Annotated in this window: 17 protein-coding genes; 12 read left to right on the forward strand and 5 right to left on the reverse strand. The window is 63.8% G+C overall.

What is annotated here, in order from left to right:
- Together B9A11_RS15540 and B9A11_RS15545 are read right to left on the reverse strand one after the other, a co-directional pair.
- Positions 1-914 (reverse strand): aldehyde dehydrogenase family protein (locus B9A11_RS15540; protein WP_143595902.1); only part of this gene is annotated, 914 nt, incomplete at its 3' end.
- A 3-nt stretch (positions 915-917) separates the two neighbouring features.
- Positions 918-1,307, reverse strand: coding sequence for a 5-carboxymethyl-2-hydroxymuconate Delta-isomerase (locus B9A11_RS15545; protein WP_058248742.1), 390 nt, complete (start codon positions 1,305-1,307; stop codon positions 918-920).
- Between the two features lie 250 nt (positions 1,308-1,557).
- Here B9A11_RS15545 and B9A11_RS15550 point away from each other — a divergent pair, with 250 nt between their 5' ends.
- The 11 genes from B9A11_RS15550 to B9A11_RS15600 all read left to right on the forward strand — a co-directional run bounded on the left by B9A11_RS15550 (position 1,558) and on the right by B9A11_RS15600 (position 12,679).
- Positions 1,558-4,431, forward strand: a complete 2,874-nt coding sequence (locus B9A11_RS15550) for a monovalent cation/H+ antiporter subunit A (RefSeq protein ID WP_058248743.1) — start codon at positions 1,558-1,560, stop codon at positions 4,429-4,431.
- Between the two features lies 1 nt (position 4,432).
- A complete protein-coding gene (locus tag B9A11_RS15555) occupies positions 4,433-4,840 on the forward strand; it encodes a Na+/H+ antiporter subunit C (RefSeq protein ID WP_058248744.1) in 408 nt (135 codons plus the stop codon).
- Positions 4,837-6,447, forward strand: a complete 1,611-nt coding sequence (locus B9A11_RS15560; RefSeq protein WP_058248745.1) for a monovalent cation/H+ antiporter subunit D — start codon at positions 4,837-4,839, stop codon at positions 6,445-6,447. Before B9A11_RS15555 ends, B9A11_RS15560 begins: the two co-directional genes overlap by 4 nt.
- A 3-nt stretch (positions 6,448-6,450) precedes the next feature.
- Entirely contained in the window at positions 6,451-6,942 is a 492-nt protein-coding gene (locus tag B9A11_RS15565; protein WP_058248746.1) for a Na+/H+ antiporter subunit E, read from the forward strand.
- Positions 6,939-7,208 carry a K+/H+ antiporter subunit F gene (locus B9A11_RS15570; protein WP_058248747.1) on the forward strand — a complete coding sequence of 90 codons (270 nt, stop codon included), beginning with the start codon at positions 6,939-6,941 and terminating at the stop codon, positions 7,206-7,208. The genes B9A11_RS15565 and B9A11_RS15570 overlap by 4 nt, the downstream gene beginning before the upstream one ends.
- Positions 7,209-7,217: 9 nt before the next feature.
- Complete coding sequence (locus tag B9A11_RS15575; protein ID WP_058248748.1) at positions 7,218-7,586, forward strand: Na+/H+ antiporter subunit G; 369 nt, start codon at positions 7,218-7,220, stop codon at positions 7,584-7,586.
- Positions 7,583-8,302 carry a 4'-phosphopantetheinyl transferase family protein gene (locus B9A11_RS15580; protein ID WP_058248749.1) on the forward strand — a complete coding sequence of 240 codons (720 nt, stop codon included), beginning with the start codon at positions 7,583-7,585 and terminating at the stop codon, positions 8,300-8,302. Before B9A11_RS15575 ends, B9A11_RS15580 begins: the two co-directional genes overlap by 4 nt.
- Before the next feature lie 131 nt (positions 8,303-8,433).
- Positions 8,434-9,066 carry a paraquat-inducible protein A gene (locus tag B9A11_RS15585; protein WP_058248864.1) on the forward strand — a complete coding sequence of 211 codons (633 nt, stop codon included), beginning with the start codon at positions 8,434-8,436 and terminating at the stop codon, positions 9,064-9,066.
- The gene (locus B9A11_RS15590; protein ID WP_058248750.1) at positions 9,063-9,680 is read left to right on the forward strand and encodes a paraquat-inducible protein A; all 618 of its coding nucleotides are present in this window, start codon (positions 9,063-9,065) and stop codon (positions 9,678-9,680) included. The genes B9A11_RS15585 and B9A11_RS15590 overlap by 4 nt, the downstream gene beginning before the upstream one ends.
- Positions 9,677-12,094 carry an MlaD family protein gene (locus tag B9A11_RS15595; RefSeq protein ID WP_058248751.1) on the forward strand — a complete coding sequence of 806 codons (2,418 nt, stop codon included), beginning with the start codon at positions 9,677-9,679 and terminating at the stop codon, positions 12,092-12,094. Before B9A11_RS15590 ends, B9A11_RS15595 begins: the two co-directional genes overlap by 4 nt.
- A gap of 3 nt (positions 12,095-12,097) precedes the next feature.
- Complete coding sequence (locus tag B9A11_RS15600) at positions 12,098-12,679, forward strand: PqiC family protein (RefSeq protein WP_058248752.1); 582 nt, start codon at positions 12,098-12,100, stop codon at positions 12,677-12,679.
- Positions 12,680-12,743: 64 nt separating this feature from the next.
- Here the strand turns inward: B9A11_RS15600 and mmsB are convergent, their stop codons facing one another.
- The 3 genes from mmsB to chvE all read right to left on the reverse strand — a co-directional run bounded on the left by mmsB (position 12,744) and on the right by chvE (position 16,652).
- Positions 12,744-13,967, reverse strand: coding sequence for a multiple monosaccharide ABC transporter permease (gene mmsB / locus B9A11_RS15605; RefSeq protein ID WP_058248753.1), 1,224 nt, complete (start codon positions 13,965-13,967; stop codon positions 12,744-12,746).
- Between the two features lie 15 nt (positions 13,968-13,982).
- Positions 13,983-15,503: a multiple monosaccharide ABC transporter ATP-binding protein gene (mmsA, locus tag B9A11_RS15610; protein ID WP_058248754.1), complete on the reverse strand. Its 1,521-nt coding sequence runs from the start codon at positions 15,501-15,503 to the stop codon at positions 13,983-13,985.
- Between the two features lie 96 nt (positions 15,504-15,599).
- Positions 15,600-16,652 (reverse strand): multiple monosaccharide ABC transporter substrate-binding protein, encoded by a 1,053-nt coding sequence (chvE, locus tag B9A11_RS15615; RefSeq protein WP_058248755.1) that lies wholly within the window; start codon positions 16,650-16,652, stop codon positions 15,600-15,602.
- 169 nt (positions 16,653-16,821) lie between these two features.
- Between chvE and B9A11_RS15620 the strand changes: the two genes are divergently transcribed.
- Positions 16,822-17,739, forward strand: a complete 918-nt coding sequence (locus B9A11_RS15620) for a LysR family transcriptional regulator (protein WP_058248756.1) — start codon at positions 16,822-16,824, stop codon at positions 17,737-17,739.
- Positions 17,740-17,752: the final 13 nt, after the last annotated feature.

Below are 17,752 nucleotides of genomic sequence, written 5' to 3' on the forward strand. Positions count from 1 at the left end.
AGGCGGCTCGACGAGGTGCAGCGCTCGCCGTTCAGCGAGTAGATCATAAAGGTCGCCGCATCCACCGCGCGGTCGATGTCGGCGTCGTCAAAGACGATCACCGGGTTCTTGCCACCCAGCTCAAAGTGTACGCGTTTCAAGCTCTTAGCGCCTTGCGCCATGATCATCGACCCGGTGCGGCTTTCGCCGACAAAGGCGATGGCCTTGATGTCGGGATGCTCGGTCAGGCGCTTGCCCGCGTCCTCGCCAAAGCCGTTAACCACGTTCAGAACGCCCGCAGGCAGGCCCGCGCTTTCGGCGATTTCCACCAGCAGCTTGGCGGTCATGGGCGAGAATTCGGCGGGTTTGTGGACGACGGTACAGCCCGCCGCCAGCGCCGGCGCGATCTTCCAGGTCGACAGCATAAACGGCGTGTTCCACGGTGTGATCACACCCACCGGACCGATGGGACGGCGCGAGGTGGTGTTCATTTGCGTCGGCGTGCGGGTGACCTCGCCGTTCTCGGCGTGGGGCGCTTGATCGGCGAAAAAGCGGAAATTCGCGGCGCCGCGGATGGCGGCTTTGGACATGAAACGCAAGGCCTGGCCCGTGTCCAAGCACTCGGTAAAGGCGAGTTCCTCGGCGCGCGCCTCGATGGCTTCGGCCACCTTGATGAGGATCTTGCGGCGCTCGGCCCCGGGGGTTTTCGACCACGCCGGAAAGGCTTTCTTGGCGGCGGCAACGGCGGCGTCGATGTCCTCAGCGCCCCCTTTGGCGACCTTGGCCAGCGGCGTCAAATCGACCGGCGAGATCGTCTCGAACGTCTTGCCCGAGGCGGCGGGCACAGAGGCCCCGTCGATGTGGTTCAGAACGCCGGTCTCGGCGAAATGGGCGATATAGCCCTTCGCCTTGGCGATGTTGGCATCAAGCGTCATGGCTTAGTCCTTTTTCGAAAGCCGACCGTGGATCGGCGTGTCTTTCCAGCTGAGGTCCGGGTTGCTCTCGCGGATATCCAGCGACAGGGCGAAATGCGGCGAAGCCAACGGCTCGGCCAGGTAGGCGCGCACTGCGTCCCAGATATGCGCCCCGGCCTGTTGCAGGGTTTCCGTCGTACGCCCCGCCCCAACCGTCAAAATCAGCGCGGCAAAGTCATTGTCCGGGTGGTCATCGGCGACGATGCAGTGATCGGCGCAAAACGCCCGCACGCGGATGCCCGCCAGCGGAAACACTCCGGTTTCAACCATCGCCCGATGCGCCGCCCGGCACAGCCCATCCATGTCGAGACGGGCCGCAAGGCCCGGCGAGTATTCGATTCGCAAGTGCGGCAAAGATTCGTCCTCCCTCTTCGCGCTCCTCTTGCTTAACATGTTAAATTAAACCGGGCGTGTCAATGGGGGCATCCTTGATACATCTTTATAGGGGCGTTTTTGCGCAGAAATCGCAGACCCCGAATTTGGCCCGAAATCCCGACAAAAGCGCATCATTTCCCATGACAGTTGCGTCAGACGCGCTAAACCAAGTTGCGTTCCCCGTGCGCATCAAGGAAAAACCCTTAATTTCCAGATTTCGGAGCCGTGAATGCACCAGACATCCAGTCTTCTGCCGATCATCGCGATCTTGCCGTTTATCGGCGCGCTTGTCCCCGGCGTCATGATCCGAGCGGGGCGCACCGCCTGCGCCAGTTTCACCGCCGTTCCGACCGTCCTCGCGCTGGTCATGCTGGGCACCCTCGCCCCCGGCGTGATAGAGGGCACCGTCTACACCGCCAAGATCGCGTGGATCCCGCAGCTGGGCCTTGAGGCGGCATTCTTCCTCGATGGGCTCGGCCTGATGTTCGCCTGCATGATCCTTGGGGTGGGTCTGCTGATCACGCTTTACGCGCGGTTCTACCTGTCCAAGGCCGACCCCATGGGGCAGTTCTACACCTATCTGCTGCTGTTCCAAGGCGCGATGCTGGGCATTACCCTGTCCGATAACATCCTGCTTTTGCTGATCTTCTGGGAACTCACCAGCCTCTCGTCCTTCCTGCTCATCGGCTATTGGAAGCACCTGCCCGAAGGCCGTCAGGGCGCGCGCATGGCGCTGACGGTGACCGGCGCGGGCGGTTTGGCGATGATCGGCGGGATGCTGATCCTTGGCAATATCGTCGGCAGCTACAACCTGACCGACATTCTGGCGGCGGGGGACCAGATCAAGGCCGACGTCCTGTATCTGCCCGCGCTGATCCTGATCCTGCTGGGCGCGTTCACCAAGTCCGCGCAGTTCCCCTTCCACTTCTGGTTGCCGCACGCCATGGCCGCGCCGACGCCGGTCTCGGCCTATCTGCACTCGGCCACCATGGTCAAAGCGGGCGTTTTCCTGATGGCGCGCATGTGGCCCGCGCTGGCGGGGACCGACGCGTGGTTTTACATCGTGGCGACGGTGGGCCTGATCACCATGGTGCTGGGCGCGGTGATCGCGCTGTTCAAGGATGACCTCAAGGCGCTGCTCGCCTTCTCGACCGTCTCGCACCTGGGCCTGCTGACCATGCTGCTGGGGTTCGGGACAGAGGCCGCCGCCATTGCCGCCGTGTTCCACATCCTCAACCACCTGACCTTCAAGGCGGCGCTGTTCATGACCGCCGGGATTGTCGATCACGAAGCGCACACCCGCGACATCAAGCGCCTTGGCGGTCTGGCCAAGCTGATGCCGATCACCGCCGTGATTGGGACCATTACCGCGCTGTCCATGGCGGGGATTCCGCTGTTCAACGGCTTCCTGTCCAAGGAGCTGATGCTTTACGAGGCGGCCAAGACCAGCTGGTGGGAAAACCCGTGGCTGGTGCCGGCGCTGGCAACTTTGGGGTCGGTGTTCTCGGTCGCCTATTCCTTGCGCTTCATTTTCCACACCTTTGGCGGGCCGGTGCGCGACGACTATCCGCACACGCCGCATGATCCGCCCTTTGGCATGTATGCCGCGCCTGCGCTGCTGAGCGTGTTTGTCATCGCCATTGGCGTGATGCCCTTCCTCGCCGAGCCCATCGTGGCCATGGCCGCGACCGCTGTGACCGGCGTGGAACAGCACCCGCATTTCGCCATCTGGCACGGTGTGAACGCCGCGCTGATCATGTCGCTGATCGCCATCGCGGGCGGCGTTGTCCTGCTGCTGCTGCACAGTCCGCTGGACCGCGCGTGGCTGGCCACCCCCCGCCCCGAGGCCAAGGCGATTTTCGACGCCCTCATGGGCGCGCTGGTCAAGGCGACCCAAGGCCTCACCGCGACCCTGCACAACGGCGCAATCAGCCGCTATCTGGCGGTGTTCTCGGCCACCGTGGTGATTGTCGGCTACCTATCGTTCCGAGGCGGCGGCATGGGCGCGCCCACGCGAGAGCTGTTGCCGACGCCCATTCTGGCGGTGATCGGCTGGGCCATGCTGGTGCTGGCGACGATCCTCGTGGTGGTCTTCCACCGCAAGCGCTTTGCCGCGCTGGTCATCATCTCGGTCATCGGCCTGATGGTCTCTGCGGGCTTTGTCTACATGTCCGCGCCGGACCTTGCGCTGACCCAGATCAGCGTCGAGACCGTGACCATCATGCTGCTGCTGCTGGCCCTGCACTTTTTGCCCAAGGAAACCCCGGTGGAATCCAGCGCCGGTCGCCGTGGCCTTGATGCCGGGATCGCCATCGCGGGCGGGGTGGCGATTGCCGCGCTGGCCTTTGCCTTTATGACCCGCGATGTCAGCACGATTTCCGACTATCACCTGGCCAACAGCTATGCGGGCGGTGGCGGCACCAACGTCGTCAATGTGATCCTCGTGGATTTCCGCGGCTATGACACCTACGGCGAGATCATCGTCCTCGGGATCGCGGGCCTTGCGATCTATGCGCTGATGGAAACGCTGCTCAGCGGCCCCGCAGGCGCGCGTCTGCGCAACTCTGGCTATAACGCCGACCGCAGCCACGACCGTCACCCGCTGATGATGGTGGTCGCCACGCGCCTGATGCTGCCGATTGCCGGGGTTGTGGGGATCTTTATCTTCCTGCGCGGTCATAACGAGCCGGGCGGCGGCTTTGTCGCGGGTCTGGTGATCTCGATTGCGCTGCTTATGCAGTATATGGCCAGCGGCTTTGCCTGGACCACGCGCCGCCAGCGGCTGGAGTATCACGGGTTGATCGGTATCGGCGTCGTCATCGCCGGGCTGACGGGCATGGGCGCTTGGCTTGCGGGCCTGCCCTTCCTGACCAGCTGGTTCGGCTATGTGCACTTGCCCCCCATCGAGGAATTCGAGCTGGCCACCGCTGCGCTCTTTGACCTTGGGGTGTTCCTATGCGTGCTGGGCGCGGTGATGCTGATGCTCTACTCGCTGTCGCGCCTTGCGCGCCACTCGGGCGAGACCGTCAACCGCGAGCCGATGGATTACGATCCGTCCAAGGCGATCAAGACCTTCGACCACGACGCAAGGGAGGGCGTGTGACATGGAAGCACTGGTTGCAAGCGCCATCGGGTTTCTGACCGCCGGGGGGATCTACCTGATCCTGCGGCTGCGGGTCTTTGCCGTGGTTCTGGGGCTGTCGCTGCTGTCCTACGCGGTGAACGTGTTCCTATTCTCGACGGGGGGGCTGCGGATCAATGCCGCGCCGATCCTTGATAAATACAACGACGCGGCGGTCTACACCGATCCGCTGCCCCAAGCGTTGGTGCTGACCGCCATCGTCATCAGCTTTGGCATGACCGCCGTTTTGGTGATGTTCGCGCTGGGGGCCTATCTCGAAGCAGGAAATGACAAGATCGACATGACCGAAGTCGAACCGGACGCCGAAGCGCCCACCGTCGACGGCATCGCGCTGGACATGAGCGCAGAGCCCACGGAGGACCGCGCATGAACCACTGGATCATTGCCCCCGTTGTCCTGCCCGCGCTGCTTGCGCCGATGCTGGGCTTTGTCATGCGCCACGACATCACGCTGGCGCGGGTGTTTTCCGTCGCCGGGAACGTGGCGCTGGTCGCCATTGCGCTGGGTCTGACGTGGATCGCCGCCGATGGTGAAGTGCACGTCTATCGCCTTGGCGCGTGGCCTGCGCCCTTTGGGATTGTCTTGGTGCTGGACCGCCTCAGCGCCATGATGGTGCTGCTGACCGCCCTGCTGGCCTTGATCGTGCTGTGGCACGCTATCGCCACCGATTGGGACATGCGCGGGCGGCATTTCCACGCGCTCTGGCAGTTCCAGCTGATGGGGATTTCCGGCGCGTTCCTGACCGGTGACGCCTTTAACCTGTTCGTCTTCTTCGAAGTCCTGCTGATCGCAAGCTATGGTTTGATGATCCACTCTGGCGGGCGCGTGCGCTTGCAAGCGGGTCTGCAATACGTGGTGATGAACCTCGCCGGCTCGACCCTGTTCCTGATCGCTCTGGGGACGCTTTATGCGACCACCGGCACGCTCAACATCGCCGATCTGGCGGTGAAGGTGCAGGACATGCCGCTCGACGATGCGGGTCTGCTGCGCGTGGCCGCGATCCTGCTGTTGATCGTCTTCGCCATCAAGGCGGCGCTGTTTCCGGTGCAGTTCTGGCTGCCCGCGACCTATGCCAACGCCCCTGCCCCGGTGGCGGCGCTGTTCGCGATCATGACCAAGGTCGGCGCCTATGCGATCATCCGCCTGCACACGCTGATCTTTGGCCCCGGCACCCCCGCGGTCGAAGGGCTGATCACCCAGTGGCTCTATCCCGCAGCCCTGATCACCATCGCCGTGGGTGCGTTCGGCGTCATCGGGGCCAAGCGCCTGATGTCGCTGCTGGCCTACGCGGTTGTGGGGTCGATGGGGACGATGATGCTGGCCGTGGCGGTTTTCACGCCCGAAGCCACCACCGCGGCGCTGTACTACCTCATCCACTCGACCTTCTCGGCGGCGGCCCTGTTCCTGCTGGCCGATCTGGTGGTGACGCGGCGCGGGAACGACCACCTAAGCGCCCAGCCCAAGACCTTGCAGAACGGCCTGTTCGCGGCGCTGTTCTTTGGCGGGGCGATTGCCATGGCGGGGATGCCGCCGCTGTCGGGCTTCCTTGGCAAGCTCTTGGTGATGGACGCGCTGCGCGGCGACTGGCTGGTCCTGTCCTGGGTCGCGATCCTTGTGGGGAGCCTTGTGACCATCGTGGGCTTTGCCCGCGCAGGCTCGGTGATCTTCTGGAAGGCCGAGCAGGTCACCCCGCCCGAAGGCACCGGCCCCGTCGATGCCCTGCCCCCACCCCCAGAGGCCAAGTTCAGCGAAATCGCCCCCACGGGTGTGGCGCTGGCGATGCTGGTGGCGCTGTCGGCCTTTGCCGGGCCGGTAACCAACTACGCCCAAGGGGCCACCGCCGATCTGTTCAACCCCGCCGCCTATGTGGATGCGGTGCTGGACCCGGACGCGCCCACCAAGGTCTTTGGCAAGGACCACTCTGACGATTACGGCGCGGCGGACAAAACCGACGCGCCCAGCAACGAGGGACATTAAGCCATGCTCAAACGCATCTTTCCCCACCCGCTGCTCAGCCTTTTGCTGCTGATCGTCTGGACCATGCTGGTCAACAAGGTCACCCTTGGGAACCTGCTGCTGGGCGTGATCATCGGCATCGCCCTGCCGATCATGACCGCCGCCTATTGGCCCGAACGGGCGCTGATCAAAAGCCCGCTCAAGGTCGTCAGCTACATCGCCCTTGTGGTGTGGGACATCGTGGTGGCCAACGTGCAGGTTGCGCTGATCATCCTGTTCAAGCCCACGTCCAAGATCAACTCGCAGTGGGTCACCGTCCCGCTGGAACTGACCTCGCCCGAGGCGATCACCGTCCTGGCCGGGACCATCACCATGACGCCGGGCACCGTCACGGCGCTGCTGTCCGCCGATGGCGGTTCGCTCTTGGTGCATTGCCTGCACACCGACGACCCGCAGGGCGAAATCGACGGCATCAAGACCCGCTACGAGGCCCGCCTCAAGGAGATTTTCGCATGATCGCTTACGCGCTGACCTTTGCCTTTGTCTGCTTTGGCCTTGGGCTGCTGATTTGCCTGTGGCGGCTGCTGCGTGGCCCCACCCGCGCCGACCGGATCCTTGCGCTGGATACGATGGTGATCAACATGATCGCGATCCTCGTGCTGTATGGTCTGAAAAACGGCACCGCCGTCTATTTCGAAGCCTCGATGCTGGTCGCCATGGTCGGCTTTGTCTCTACCGTTGCCTACTGCCGCTTTTTGCTGCGCGGCGACATTATCGAATGAGGGCCTGCCATGATTGTTGAACTTCTCATCACGGCGTTTCTGGTCATCGGCGGGCTGTTTGGCATCGTCGGCTCCTACGGCCTGATCAAGCTGACCGACGCCATGCAGCGCCTGCACGGGCCGACCAAATCCACCACGCTGGGTGTGGGCGGGGTGCTGATCGCCTCGATGCTGTACTTTGGCTTTGTGGATCACCACGTGTCGTTCCACGAGCTGCTGATCACGCTGTTTTTGTTCATCACCGCACCGATCACCGCGCATTTCATGGCGCAGACCTACCTGCGGATGCACACCAAGGAAAGCGAGCTGCCCCCCACGGGCCGCCGCTATGGCTGGTCAATCTACCAAGACCCGCCCGTCGTCGAAGAGGACGAATGACCCCGGACGCCCTGCCGCCCCTGTCGGAAGGGTTCTTGACCCAGCCACAGGTGCGCGCGCTGTCTGGGGGCGTCTTGGTGCAAGGGCGGTTTGACCTTGGGCGCTTTGCCCCCGCGTTGTTCGAGACCTTGGGGATTACCCGCCCGCCCCGCCTGTCGCGCGCCGTGGACAAACGGCTGGCCGAGTATCTGGCGGGCCGCGCCATGGCCGCCGTTGCCCTGGATGCCCTCGGCCTGCCCCCTGCCTTTATCGACACCGCCGAAAGCCGCGCACCGATCTGGCCCGCTGGCCTGTCTGGCTCGATCACCCACGCGCGCGGGCACTGCGCCTGCCTGCTGCTGCCAGCCCCCGCCCGCGCGCCGGGGCTGGACATCGAAGCGCTGGCCACAGACCGCGCTTTGGACTCGATCCTACATGTCGCCGTAAATGAAACCGAGGCTGCCCTGCTAAACACCGCCCCGGACCTAAGCCAAGCCGCGACCCTGACCTTTTCCGCCAAGGAAACCCTGTTCAAGGCACTGTTCCCCACGGTGCGAAGCCACTTTGGCTTTGACTGCGCGCGGCTGTGCGCCCTGCCCGCCCGTGGCACCCTGCCCTTGGAACTGACCCAAACGCTCGCGCCCTCCCTGCCCAAGGGCCAGCGCTGGGACATCCGGTACGAAGCCCAACCCGACCACGTCCTGACGTGGCTTGTGGCAGAACAGCCGCATCCCTAGGCGAAAAACTTGCCACATCTAAACCGCGCCTTAACTTTGTCATGCGCCGTTGTATGTGGCGCGTGAGATGACTACCCTTGCGGGAACGGTTCAAAACCGCTTTCGCTGCCGCGTTTCTGGGGACTTGCGCGATGACGCAAACCATCGGGCCAGACGATCTGGCCCAGCTCATAGCTTGCCCGAACTGTGATGAGCTGTACCAAGCCCGCCTTCCCGACGAAGGCGAGCGCGCGGTCTGCCATCGCTGTCACACGGTGCTGATCCAGACCCGCGAGACGGCGGGGCGGCGCGTTTTGGCGTTGTCCATCGCGGTGATGATCCTTGTGATCGCCGCCGCGTTTTTCCCGTTTCTGGAAATTTCGGCCGCAGGGATCGGCAACCGCGTGTCGCTGCTGGACGTGGCGACCAGCTTCCGCTCTGGCACGCTGGTCTTGGTGTCGGTCGCCTCGGTGATGCTGATCGTCCTGGTGCCGCTGATCCGCACCGTTTTGTTGATCTATGTGATCGGCCCGATCGAGCTGCACCGCCCGCCCGCGCGCTACGCCAAGCGCGCCTTTCACCTTGCGCAGGAGCTCAAACCCTGGGCCATGACAGAGGTGTTCTCCATCGGGTGCGCCGTGGCGCTGGTCAAGGTGTCCGACCTCGCACGGCTGCACTTTGGCCCGGCGTTTTGGATGTTCGCCGCGCTGTCGATCTTTGTCCTGATCAATGACCGCTACCTGTGTACCTGGTCGATCTGGAACGCCATCGAGGACACGCAATGACCACCGCGCGCCAAGCCGGATTGGTGGCCTGCCGCGCCTGCGCCCGCGTCTGGCCCATGGGCCACGAGACCTGCGACCGCTGCGGCAGCCGCCTGCGTTCGCGCGAAGGCAAAAGCCTGCAACGCGTCATGGCGTGGTGGGTCGTGGGCATGATCTGCTACATCCCGGCAAACCTCTACCCGATGCTGGTGACCGAAACGCTTGTCGCCTCCTCGCGCAGCACCATCGTTGGCGGCGCCATTGAGATCGCCCACCACGGCGAAGTGTTGATCGCCGCCATCGTCCTGATCGCCTCTGTGCTGATCCCGGTGGGCAAATTCGCCGCCATCGCCTATTTGGCCATCACCGTCTCGCGCGGCTCACGCAACACGCCCCTGCGGCGCCAACACATCTACGAAATAGTCGAGTTCATTGGCCGCTGGTCGATGATCGACGTCTTTGTCGTCGCCATCCTCAGCGCGCTGGTACAGCTGTCCGTCGTCGCCTCGATCCATCCCGGCCCGGCGGCGCTGACCTTTGCGCTCTCCGTCATCTTTACCATGCTGTCCGCCAAATCCTTCGACACCCGATTGATCTGGGACACCCCGACCGAACAAGGCCCCGTCCACCCATGAGCACCCTTCCCAACGTCCCGATAGAGCCCGCCCGCCAAGGCCCGCGCTTTTCCTATGTCTGGCTGATCCCCGTTCTGGCGCTGGTGATCGCGCTGGGGGTGGCGTGGCAAACCTACGCCGAGCGCGGCCCGCTGATCGAGGTCACCTTTCGCAACGCCGACGGGGTGAACCCCGGCGAGACAGAGCTGCGCTACCGCGACATTCCCGTGGGTTTCGTGGAAAAGGTCGGCTTTACCGAAGACCTCGAAAGCGTCGTCGTCTCGATCCGCCTGTCCAAGGACGTGGCGGGCTTTGTCGACGCCGATGCCCGGTTCTGGGTCGTGCGCCCGCAGGTCACCGCCCAAGGCGTCAGCGGTCTGGATACGGTGCTGTCCGGCGTCTACATCGAAGGCGCGTGGGACGGTGTGCCGTCCACCTATGAAACGCGCTTTGTCGGCTCGGAAAAGGTGCCGCTGCTGTCGCTGGGCGAACGCGGCACGACCTTTACCCTGCGCTCCGAAGAAGGCCTGCCGAACGAGAACACCCCGATCCTCTATCGCGGCGTCCAGGTGGGCAAGATCGGCGCAACCGAGGTGTCTGCCGACGGGCTGACCGTCACCGCCGAGGCCGTGATCCTAGAGCCCTACAACGACCTTGTGACCGTGAATTCGCGGTTCTGGGACATCTCTGGCTTCAGCTTTTCGCTGGATGCGGGGGGCGCGCGGCTGGATTTCAACTCGCTCGCCTCGCTGATTTCCGGCGGCGTGACCTTTGCCACGCTGGGCTCGGGCGGCGCGCCCTTGGCCCAAGGCGCGGTCTATGACCTGCACCCGGACGAGGAAACCGCGCGCGAGGATTTCTTTCTCGAAGGGGACGGCGGCTCGGTTGATCTGATGATGATCTTTGACGAGAACCTAGCCGGGCTGTCTGCGGGCGCGCCCGTCAACCTTGGCGGCCTGCGCATGGGCGAAGTTGTGACGATTTCCGGCGTTGTGGACGAGGAACGCTTTGGCGATACCGAAGTCCGCCTGATCGCAACCTTGCGTCTGAACCCGGGGCGGATCGGCCTTGCGGACAGCGGCGAGGATGCCTTTATCGACTTTCTGTCGCGTCAGGTCCGCCAAGGTCTGCGTGGCCAGCTGACCAACGCCTCGCTGCTGACCGGCGGTCTGAAAATCGACCTCGTGATGCAGCCCGACGCGCCCGACGCCGAGCTGATCCTTGATGGCGATCCCTATCCGCAGATCCCCACCACGCCGTCCAAAGTGACCAACGTTGCCGCCTCGGCCCAAGGGCTGCTGCAACGCGCCGACGCGCTGCCGGTCGAGGAACTGCTGGAGAATGCGATTGGTTTCCTTGGCGATGCGCGCGCGCTGGTGAACAGCGACGGGGTGCAGGACGCCCCCGAAGAGCTGCGCGCCACCCTCGCCGCCATCCGATCCGTTGCCGAAAGCGAAGAGGTCGCCGCCCTGCCCGCCCAGATTGGCGCGGTGGCGGGCGGGCTGGAAGAGGCCTCTGTCACGCTCAACGCTCTGTTGGGCGACGTGCAGGACCAAGCGGTGATCGCCTCGGTGTCCGAACTGATCGCCTCGCTCGACGCCACGGCGCAGGCGCTGCCGGGCCTCGCGGACCAAGCCAGTGCGGTCTTGACCAACGTCGAATCCGTCCCCTTGGGCGATCTGTCCGGGCAACTCTCGGCCCTGCTCGGCAACGCCGACGCGCTGGTCTCGGACGAGGATCTGACGGCCATGCCCGCCGATCTGCGCGCCACGGTGCAATCTCTGCGCGGGCTGCTGTCGTCGGATGAAATCGCCGCCCTGCCGGGGCAAATCGGATCGCTCGCAGCGGGTCTGCAAGAGGCGTCTGATACGCTCAACGGCATTCTCACCGACGTCGAGGAACAACAACTGGTGGCGCAGGTCGCCGATGTGATCGCCTCGGTCGACAAGGCCGCCGCGACGCTGCCGGGCCTGTCCGAACAGGCGCAAAACATCCTGTCCGATGTCGAGGAGTTGTCGCTGCAAACGCTGGCGGACCGCGCCTCAGCCCTGCTGACCACCGCCGACGAGCTCATCGGTCAGGACAGCACCAAACAGCTCCCTGCCGAGCTGAACGCCACGCTGGCCGAATTGCGCACCATGCTGGCGCAAATCTCTGAGGGGGGGCTGGTCGACAATGCCAACGCCACCCTCGCCTCGGCCCGCACCGCCGCCGAAGCGCTGGCGACCGCCTCGGGCACCCTGCCCGCGCTGGCCGAGCGTATCTCGCGCGTGGCGGCGCAGGCTGGCGTGACCATCGGCGACTACAACCGCGGGTCCGAATTTGGCCGCGAGCTGTCCACCGCCATTCGCCAGATCGAAGCCGCCGCGTCTTCCATTGACCGGCTCGCGCGCCAGATCCAGCGCAACCCCAACTCTCTGCTGACGGGACGTTAATCCATGACCAAGCTGCCCCTTGCTGCCACCGCCCTGACCCTGCTGCTGACCGGCTGCGGCGGTGCCGATTTGCGCTTTGACGCGCCGCCCCCCGCCGTGGGGGCGCAGGCCCCTCTGCCGACCGAACGTGTGACCACACGCTATGGCCGGATCGAGGTCGCGACCGTGACCCTGCCCACCTACGCCCAGTCCGAGGAAATCACCCGCCGCGACGAAACCGGCGCGATTGCCCCGCTTGGCGCGCTCTGGGCCGATGAGCCGGGCCGCGCCGTGACGCTGCAAGTCGCCCGCGATCTGGACGCCATCACCGGGCGGCTGGTCGCCCCCGAGCCGTGGCCCTTCCGCGATCTGCCGGACGTCAAGGTTGACCTGCGGATCGAGGATTTCTACGCCACCAGCGCGGGCACCTTCCGCGTGTCGGGGCAGATGTTTGTCGCCCCCGACGTGGGCCCCGGCGATCGGTCAAAACGCTTTGCGATCGAAACGCCCATCCCCGGCGACGGCACCCCCGGCGACATCGCCGCCGCCCGCTCGGCCGCTGTGTCGGACCTTGCGGTCTTGGTCGCCAAGCAAGGCCTGCGCTAAACGCCAGACACAAAAACGCCGCCCCCCGACACGCGCGAGGGGCGGCGTTTTCCTTTGGGGTCAATCAGCCCTGTTTGCTGCGGTTGTAGACGTCAAAGAAGACGGCGGCCAGCAGCACCAAGCCCTTGATCATCTGCTGATAATCAATGCCGATGCCGACGATGGACATGCCGTTGTTCATCACCCCCATGATGAACGCGCCGACCACCGCGCCGATGACCTTGCCCGACCCGCCGGACATGGACGCGCCGCCAATGAACACCGCCGCGATCACGTCGAGTTCCACCGCAAAGCCCGCCTTGGGCGTCGCCGTGTTCAGACGCGCGGCAAAGATCAGCCCCGCCAGCGCCGCCAGCAGCCCCATGTTCACAAAGGCAAGAAAGGTCAGACGCTCGGTCTTGATCCCCGACAGCTTGGCGGCCTTTTCATTGCCCCCCAGCGCATAGATGCGGCGGCCAATGGTCGTGTTCGCGGTCAGGAAGGCATAAACCACCGTCAAAACCACCATGGAAATCAGCACGTTGGGCAAGCCTCGGAAGGTCGCGAGCTTGAAGCTGACGAACAGCAGCGCCAGCGCGATCACCACGTTGCGCACGATGAAAAACGACTTGGGCTCGCCCTCGATGCCGTATTGCGCGTTGCGGGCGCGGTCGCGCAGCCCCATGTAGACGATCACCGCCACCGCAATGATCCCCAGCCCCATGGCCAGCGCGTTAAAGTTCCGGCTGCCTGCAAGCTCTGCCAGACCAGAGGTCGCGGCCTTGGGCAGGATGTCCCCGACAAAGCCGGTCGACAGGCTCTGGAATTCGCGCGGAAACGGGCCGACCGACTGCCCTTCGAGCAGCCACAGCGACGCGCCGCGGAACACCAGCATCCCGGCGAGCGTGACGATAAACGAGGGGATCTTCCAATAGGCGACGAAATAGCCCTGCGCCGCGCCGATCACCACACCCATGCCCAGCGAGGCAATGATGGTGATCCACACCGGCTGGCCCAGTTCGACGATCATCACGGCGGCAAACGCCCCGATAAAGCCCATGACGGACCCCACCGACAGGTCGATATTGCCCGAGACGATCACCACCAGCATCCCCAGCGCCATGATGATAATGTAGCTGTTTTGCAAAAACAGGTTGGTGATGTTCACCGATTTCAGCAGCGTGCCATCGGTCACCACCTGAAAGAACAGCATGATCGCGATCAAGGCGATCAGCAGGCCGTATTCCCGCAGGTGATGTTTGAAATAATAGGCCATGCCCTTGGCCTGCGCCCCTTGTGCGTGATCCATCTCGCAGGTCCCCCTTTAATCCGTAACAATGAGCGACATGATGCGCTCTTGGCTGGCGTCTTCGGCGGTCAGTTCCCCGACCAGAGCGCCTTCGTTCATGACGTAAATGCGGTCGCACATCCCCAAGAGTTCCGGCATCTCGGAAGAGATCATCACCACGCCTTTGCCTTGCGCGGCCAGATCGTTGATGATGCCGTAAATCTCGAACTTTGCGCCCACGTCGATGCCGCGTGTCGGCTCGTCGAGGATCAAAACCTCGGGCTGGGCAAACAGCCACTTGGACAAGACGACCTTTTGCTGGTTGCCCCCGGACAGGTTCACCACCTTTTGGAAAACGCTGGGGGTGCGGATGTTCATGGCACCGCGATATTTCTCGGCCACCTGGGTTTCTTCGCGTTCGTTGATGACGCCCGCCTTGGCGACGCCGGGCAGGTTGGCCAGCGTGATATTGGTCTGAATGTCCTCGTCCAGCACCAACCCCAGCGACTTGCGGTCCTCGGTCACATAGGCGAGGCCAGCGTCAATGGCGCGGTCGATTTCCGACACGTCGATGGGCTGGCCCTTTAGGCTGACAGAGCCAGAGATATTGCGCCCATAGCTGCGGCCAAAGATCGACATGGCCAGTTCCGTGCGCCCTGCCCCCATGAGGCCCGCGATGCCGACGACTTCGCCCTTGCGCACGTGGAAATTGACGTCGCGGATGACTTGACGTTCGGCGTGCTCGGGGTGCCACACGTTCCAGTTTTTCACGTCCAGCAGCGTCTCGCCGGGATTGCGCGCCCGCGCCGGATAGCGGTCGGACATGTCGCGCCCCACCATGTCACGGACGATGCGGTCTTCGGTGATGTCGCCGGACGCGGCGGTCATGGTGCTGACCGAGGTGCCATCGCGGATCACCGTCACCGTGTCGGCCACGCGGCGGACCTCGTTCAGCTTGTGGCTGATGATGATCTGCGTGACGCCTTGGGTTTTGAGTTCCAGCATGAGGTCAAGCAACGCCTGACTGTCCGCCTCGGACAGCGCCGCCGTGGGTTCATCGAGGATCAGCAGCTTGACCTCTTTGGACAGCGCCTTGGCGATTTCCACCAGCTGCTGCTTGCCGACGCCAAGCTGTTCGATCCGCGTCGCGGGCGCTTCTTTCAAGCCCACCTTCTTCAGCAAAGCTTCGGTCCGCTGAAAGGTCTCGCGCCAGTCGATCACACCCTTTGCGGCGCGCTCATTGCCCAGAAACAAGTTCTCGGCGATGGACAGCAGCGGCACAAGCGCCAGCTCTTGGTGGATGATGATGATGCCGCGCGCCTCGGAATCAGAAATATCCCGAAACTGCGCCAAAGCGCCGTCATAGTGGATTTCACCGTCATAGCTGCCCGCCGGATAGACCCCGGACAGCACCTTCATCAGGGTGGATTTGCCTGCGCCGTTCTCGCCGCAGATGGCGTGGATTTCACCCTCCGCCACTTGGAGATTGACCTGATCCAAAGCCTTGACGCCCGGAAAGGTCTTGGTGATCGCGCGCATTTCCAAAAGGGGAGTCATAGCGCCCTCTGTGCTGGAGTATTGCTGGATAATAACGGGCCTGCCCCCCACCACGGAGGCGGGAAACAGGCCTTGGGAGTGAACCGTGAAAGCGGCTTACTTGATCTGGTCTTCGGTGTAGTAACCCGAGCCGATCAGGATTTCTTCCCAGTTGGAGGCATCGACCGGAACCGGCTCCAGCAGGTAGGACGGGATCACCTTGACGCCGTTGTCATAGGTCGAGGTGTCGTTGATTTCTGGCTGGGTGTCGTTCAGCAGCGCTTCGACCATGCCGACGGTGACACGGGCCAGCTCGCGGGTGTCCTTGAAGATGGTCGAGTATTGCTCGCCCGCGAGGATCGACTTGACCGACTGCACTTCGGCGTCCTGACCGGACACGATCGGCATTTTCATATCGCCAGAGCCATAGCCAACACCTTTGAGCGAGGACAGGATGCCGATGGACAGACCGTCATAGGGCGACAGCACGCCGTGCACGTCCTGATCGGTGTAATAGGCGGACAAGAGGTTATCCATACGCGCCTGAGCAACCGCGCCATCCCAGCGCAGGGTGCCAACGGTGTCCATACCCATCTGCCCCGAGGGGATCACAACCTTGCCCGCGTCGATCAGCGGCTGAAGCACGCTCATCGCGCCGTTGTAAAAGAAATACGCGTTGTTGTCGTCGGGCGAGCCGCCGAACAGCTCGACATTGTAGGGGCCATCGCCAAAGCGCTCTTCGAGACCGCTGACAAGGCTGCTGGCCTGCTGCACACCGACCTTGAAGTTGTCGAAGGTGGCGTAATAATCGACGTTCTCGCTGTCGCGGATCAGGCGGTCATAGGCGATGACGCGAATGCCCGAGGCTGCGGCGTTTTCCAAGGCGTTCGACAGGGTGGTGCCGTCGATGGCGGCGATCACCAGAACGTCGACACCCTTGGTGATCATGTTCTCGATCTGCGCCAGCTGGTTCGGGATGTCATCCTCGGCGTACTGAAGATCGGCGCCAAAGCCCGCCTTTTCCAGTTCCTTGACCATGTTGTCGCCGTCGGCGATCCAACGGGCCGAAGATTTGGTCGGCATGGCGATGCCCACGTTGCCCTCGGCATAGGCTGCCGACGCGAAAGCGATGACCGCAGTGGCTGCGGCCAGAAGTGACTTGAGTTTCATATCGTCCTCCCAGTGGCGCGCGATGCGTTCTCCTCAACGACCTGCGCACCCGTTTGTGTGGGGCCCTGTGACCCGCCCTAATGGTTAAGCACTGTCCACATACCTGTAAAATTCTATTGTGCGCGGGGCGTATATCTTTACTGGTATGCGACACGAGGGAGAAAAGACAATGGACCTGACGCGCCGCCTGAAACTGACGCATCTCAAGCTGATCCTGAAAATCGCCGAGGTGGGCCAGATCCAGATCGCCGCCGGGGCGCTGGCCATGTCCCAGCCCGCCGCCTCGCGCATCCTGGCAGAGATCGAGCGGGAAACCGGCGCGCAGCTGTTCCACCGCACCCCCAAGGGGATGGAACCCACCCCCATTGGCGAGGCGTTCATCCGCCACGCGCGCGTGGTGCTGTCGGAACTCGACTCGCTGGAAAAAGAGGTGCAGGGGCTCAGCACCGGACAGGCCGGTGAGGTGCGCATCGGCTCGGTGACCGGGCCTGCGGTGGGCGTCCTGATGCCCGTGGTCCAAGAGGTGCGCGCGCAAGCCCCCGAAACCGCCATCACCATCGAGGTCAGCCCCTCTGCCGATCTGGTGCGCGGGCTAGAGGAAGGGCGCTTCGATTTCATCATCGCCCGCATCCCCGACCTGTCGGATTCGCGCGACTTTCTGGTGCATCCCGCCCGCACCGAAGTGGTCAAGTTCCTCACCCGCAAGACCCACCCCTTGGCCAGCGCCAAGGCGATCGACCTTGCGGACCTGCTGTGCTTTGACTGGGTCATTCAGGAACGCGGCTCGCCCATTCGCCAAGCGGTGGAAACCGCCTTTCACAACGCCGGCCACCCGACGCCGCCGCGGGTGATCAACAGCTCTTCGATGCTGATCGTGCAGGCGCTCTTGTCCTCGACCGATGCCATCGCGCCGCAATCGCGCGAGGTGGCCGAGCTGATGACCTCTGACGCGGTGGGGGCGAACCTGACGGTGCTGGACCTTGCGGGCACCATCACCGTCTCGCCCTACTTTGTCATCCGCCACCACACCCGGCAGCTGGGGCAGGCGGCAGAACGGTTGTACCAGCGCGTGCTGGAAAACCTCTGACCGCCCTGCGCGT

This window comes from Tropicibacter naphthalenivorans (assembly GCF_900176475.1).
GTDB lineage: Bacteria > Pseudomonadota > Alphaproteobacteria > Rhodobacterales > Rhodobacteraceae > Tropicibacter > Tropicibacter naphthalenivorans.

Coding starts and splice junctions, on each gene's coding strand:
- B9A11_RS15550 (WP_058248743.1), top strand. CDS start 1,558: ATGCACCAGACATCCAGTCTTCTGCCGATCATCGCGATCTTGCCGTTT.
- B9A11_RS15555 (WP_058248744.1), top strand. CDS start 4,433: ATGGAAGCACTGGTTGCAAGCGCCATCGGGTTTCTGACCGCCGGGGGG.
- B9A11_RS15560 (WP_058248745.1), top strand. CDS start 4,837: ATGAACCACTGGATCATTGCCCCCGTTGTCCTGCCCGCGCTGCTTGCG.
- B9A11_RS15565 (WP_058248746.1), top strand. CDS start 6,451: ATGCTCAAACGCATCTTTCCCCACCCGCTGCTCAGCCTTTTGCTGCTG.
- B9A11_RS15570 (WP_058248747.1), top strand. CDS start 6,939: ATGATCGCTTACGCGCTGACCTTTGCCTTTGTCTGCTTTGGCCTTGGG.
- B9A11_RS15575 (WP_058248748.1), top strand. CDS start 7,218: ATGATTGTTGAACTTCTCATCACGGCGTTTCTGGTCATCGGCGGGCTG.
- B9A11_RS15580 (WP_058248749.1), top strand. CDS start 7,583: ATGACCCCGGACGCCCTGCCGCCCCTGTCGGAAGGGTTCTTGACCCAG.
- B9A11_RS15585 (WP_058248864.1), top strand. CDS start 8,434: ATGACGCAAACCATCGGGCCAGACGATCTGGCCCAGCTCATAGCTTGC.
- B9A11_RS15590 (WP_058248750.1), top strand. CDS start 9,063: ATGACCACCGCGCGCCAAGCCGGATTGGTGGCCTGCCGCGCCTGCGCC.
- B9A11_RS15595 (WP_058248751.1), top strand. CDS start 9,677: ATGAGCACCCTTCCCAACGTCCCGATAGAGCCCGCCCGCCAAGGCCCG.
- B9A11_RS15600 (WP_058248752.1), top strand. CDS start 12,098: ATGACCAAGCTGCCCCTTGCTGCCACCGCCCTGACCCTGCTGCTGACC.
- mmsB (WP_058248753.1), bottom strand. CDS start 13,967: ATGGATCACGCACAAGGGGCGCAGGCCAAGGGCATGGCCTATTATTTC.
- mmsA (WP_058248754.1), bottom strand. CDS start 15,503: ATGACTCCCCTTTTGGAAATGCGCGCGATCACCAAGACCTTTCCGGGC.
- chvE (WP_058248755.1), bottom strand. CDS start 16,652: ATGAAACTCAAGTCACTTCTGGCCGCAGCCACTGCGGTCATCGCTTTC.
- B9A11_RS15620 (WP_058248756.1), top strand. CDS start 16,822: ATGGACCTGACGCGCCGCCTGAAACTGACGCATCTCAAGCTGATCCTG.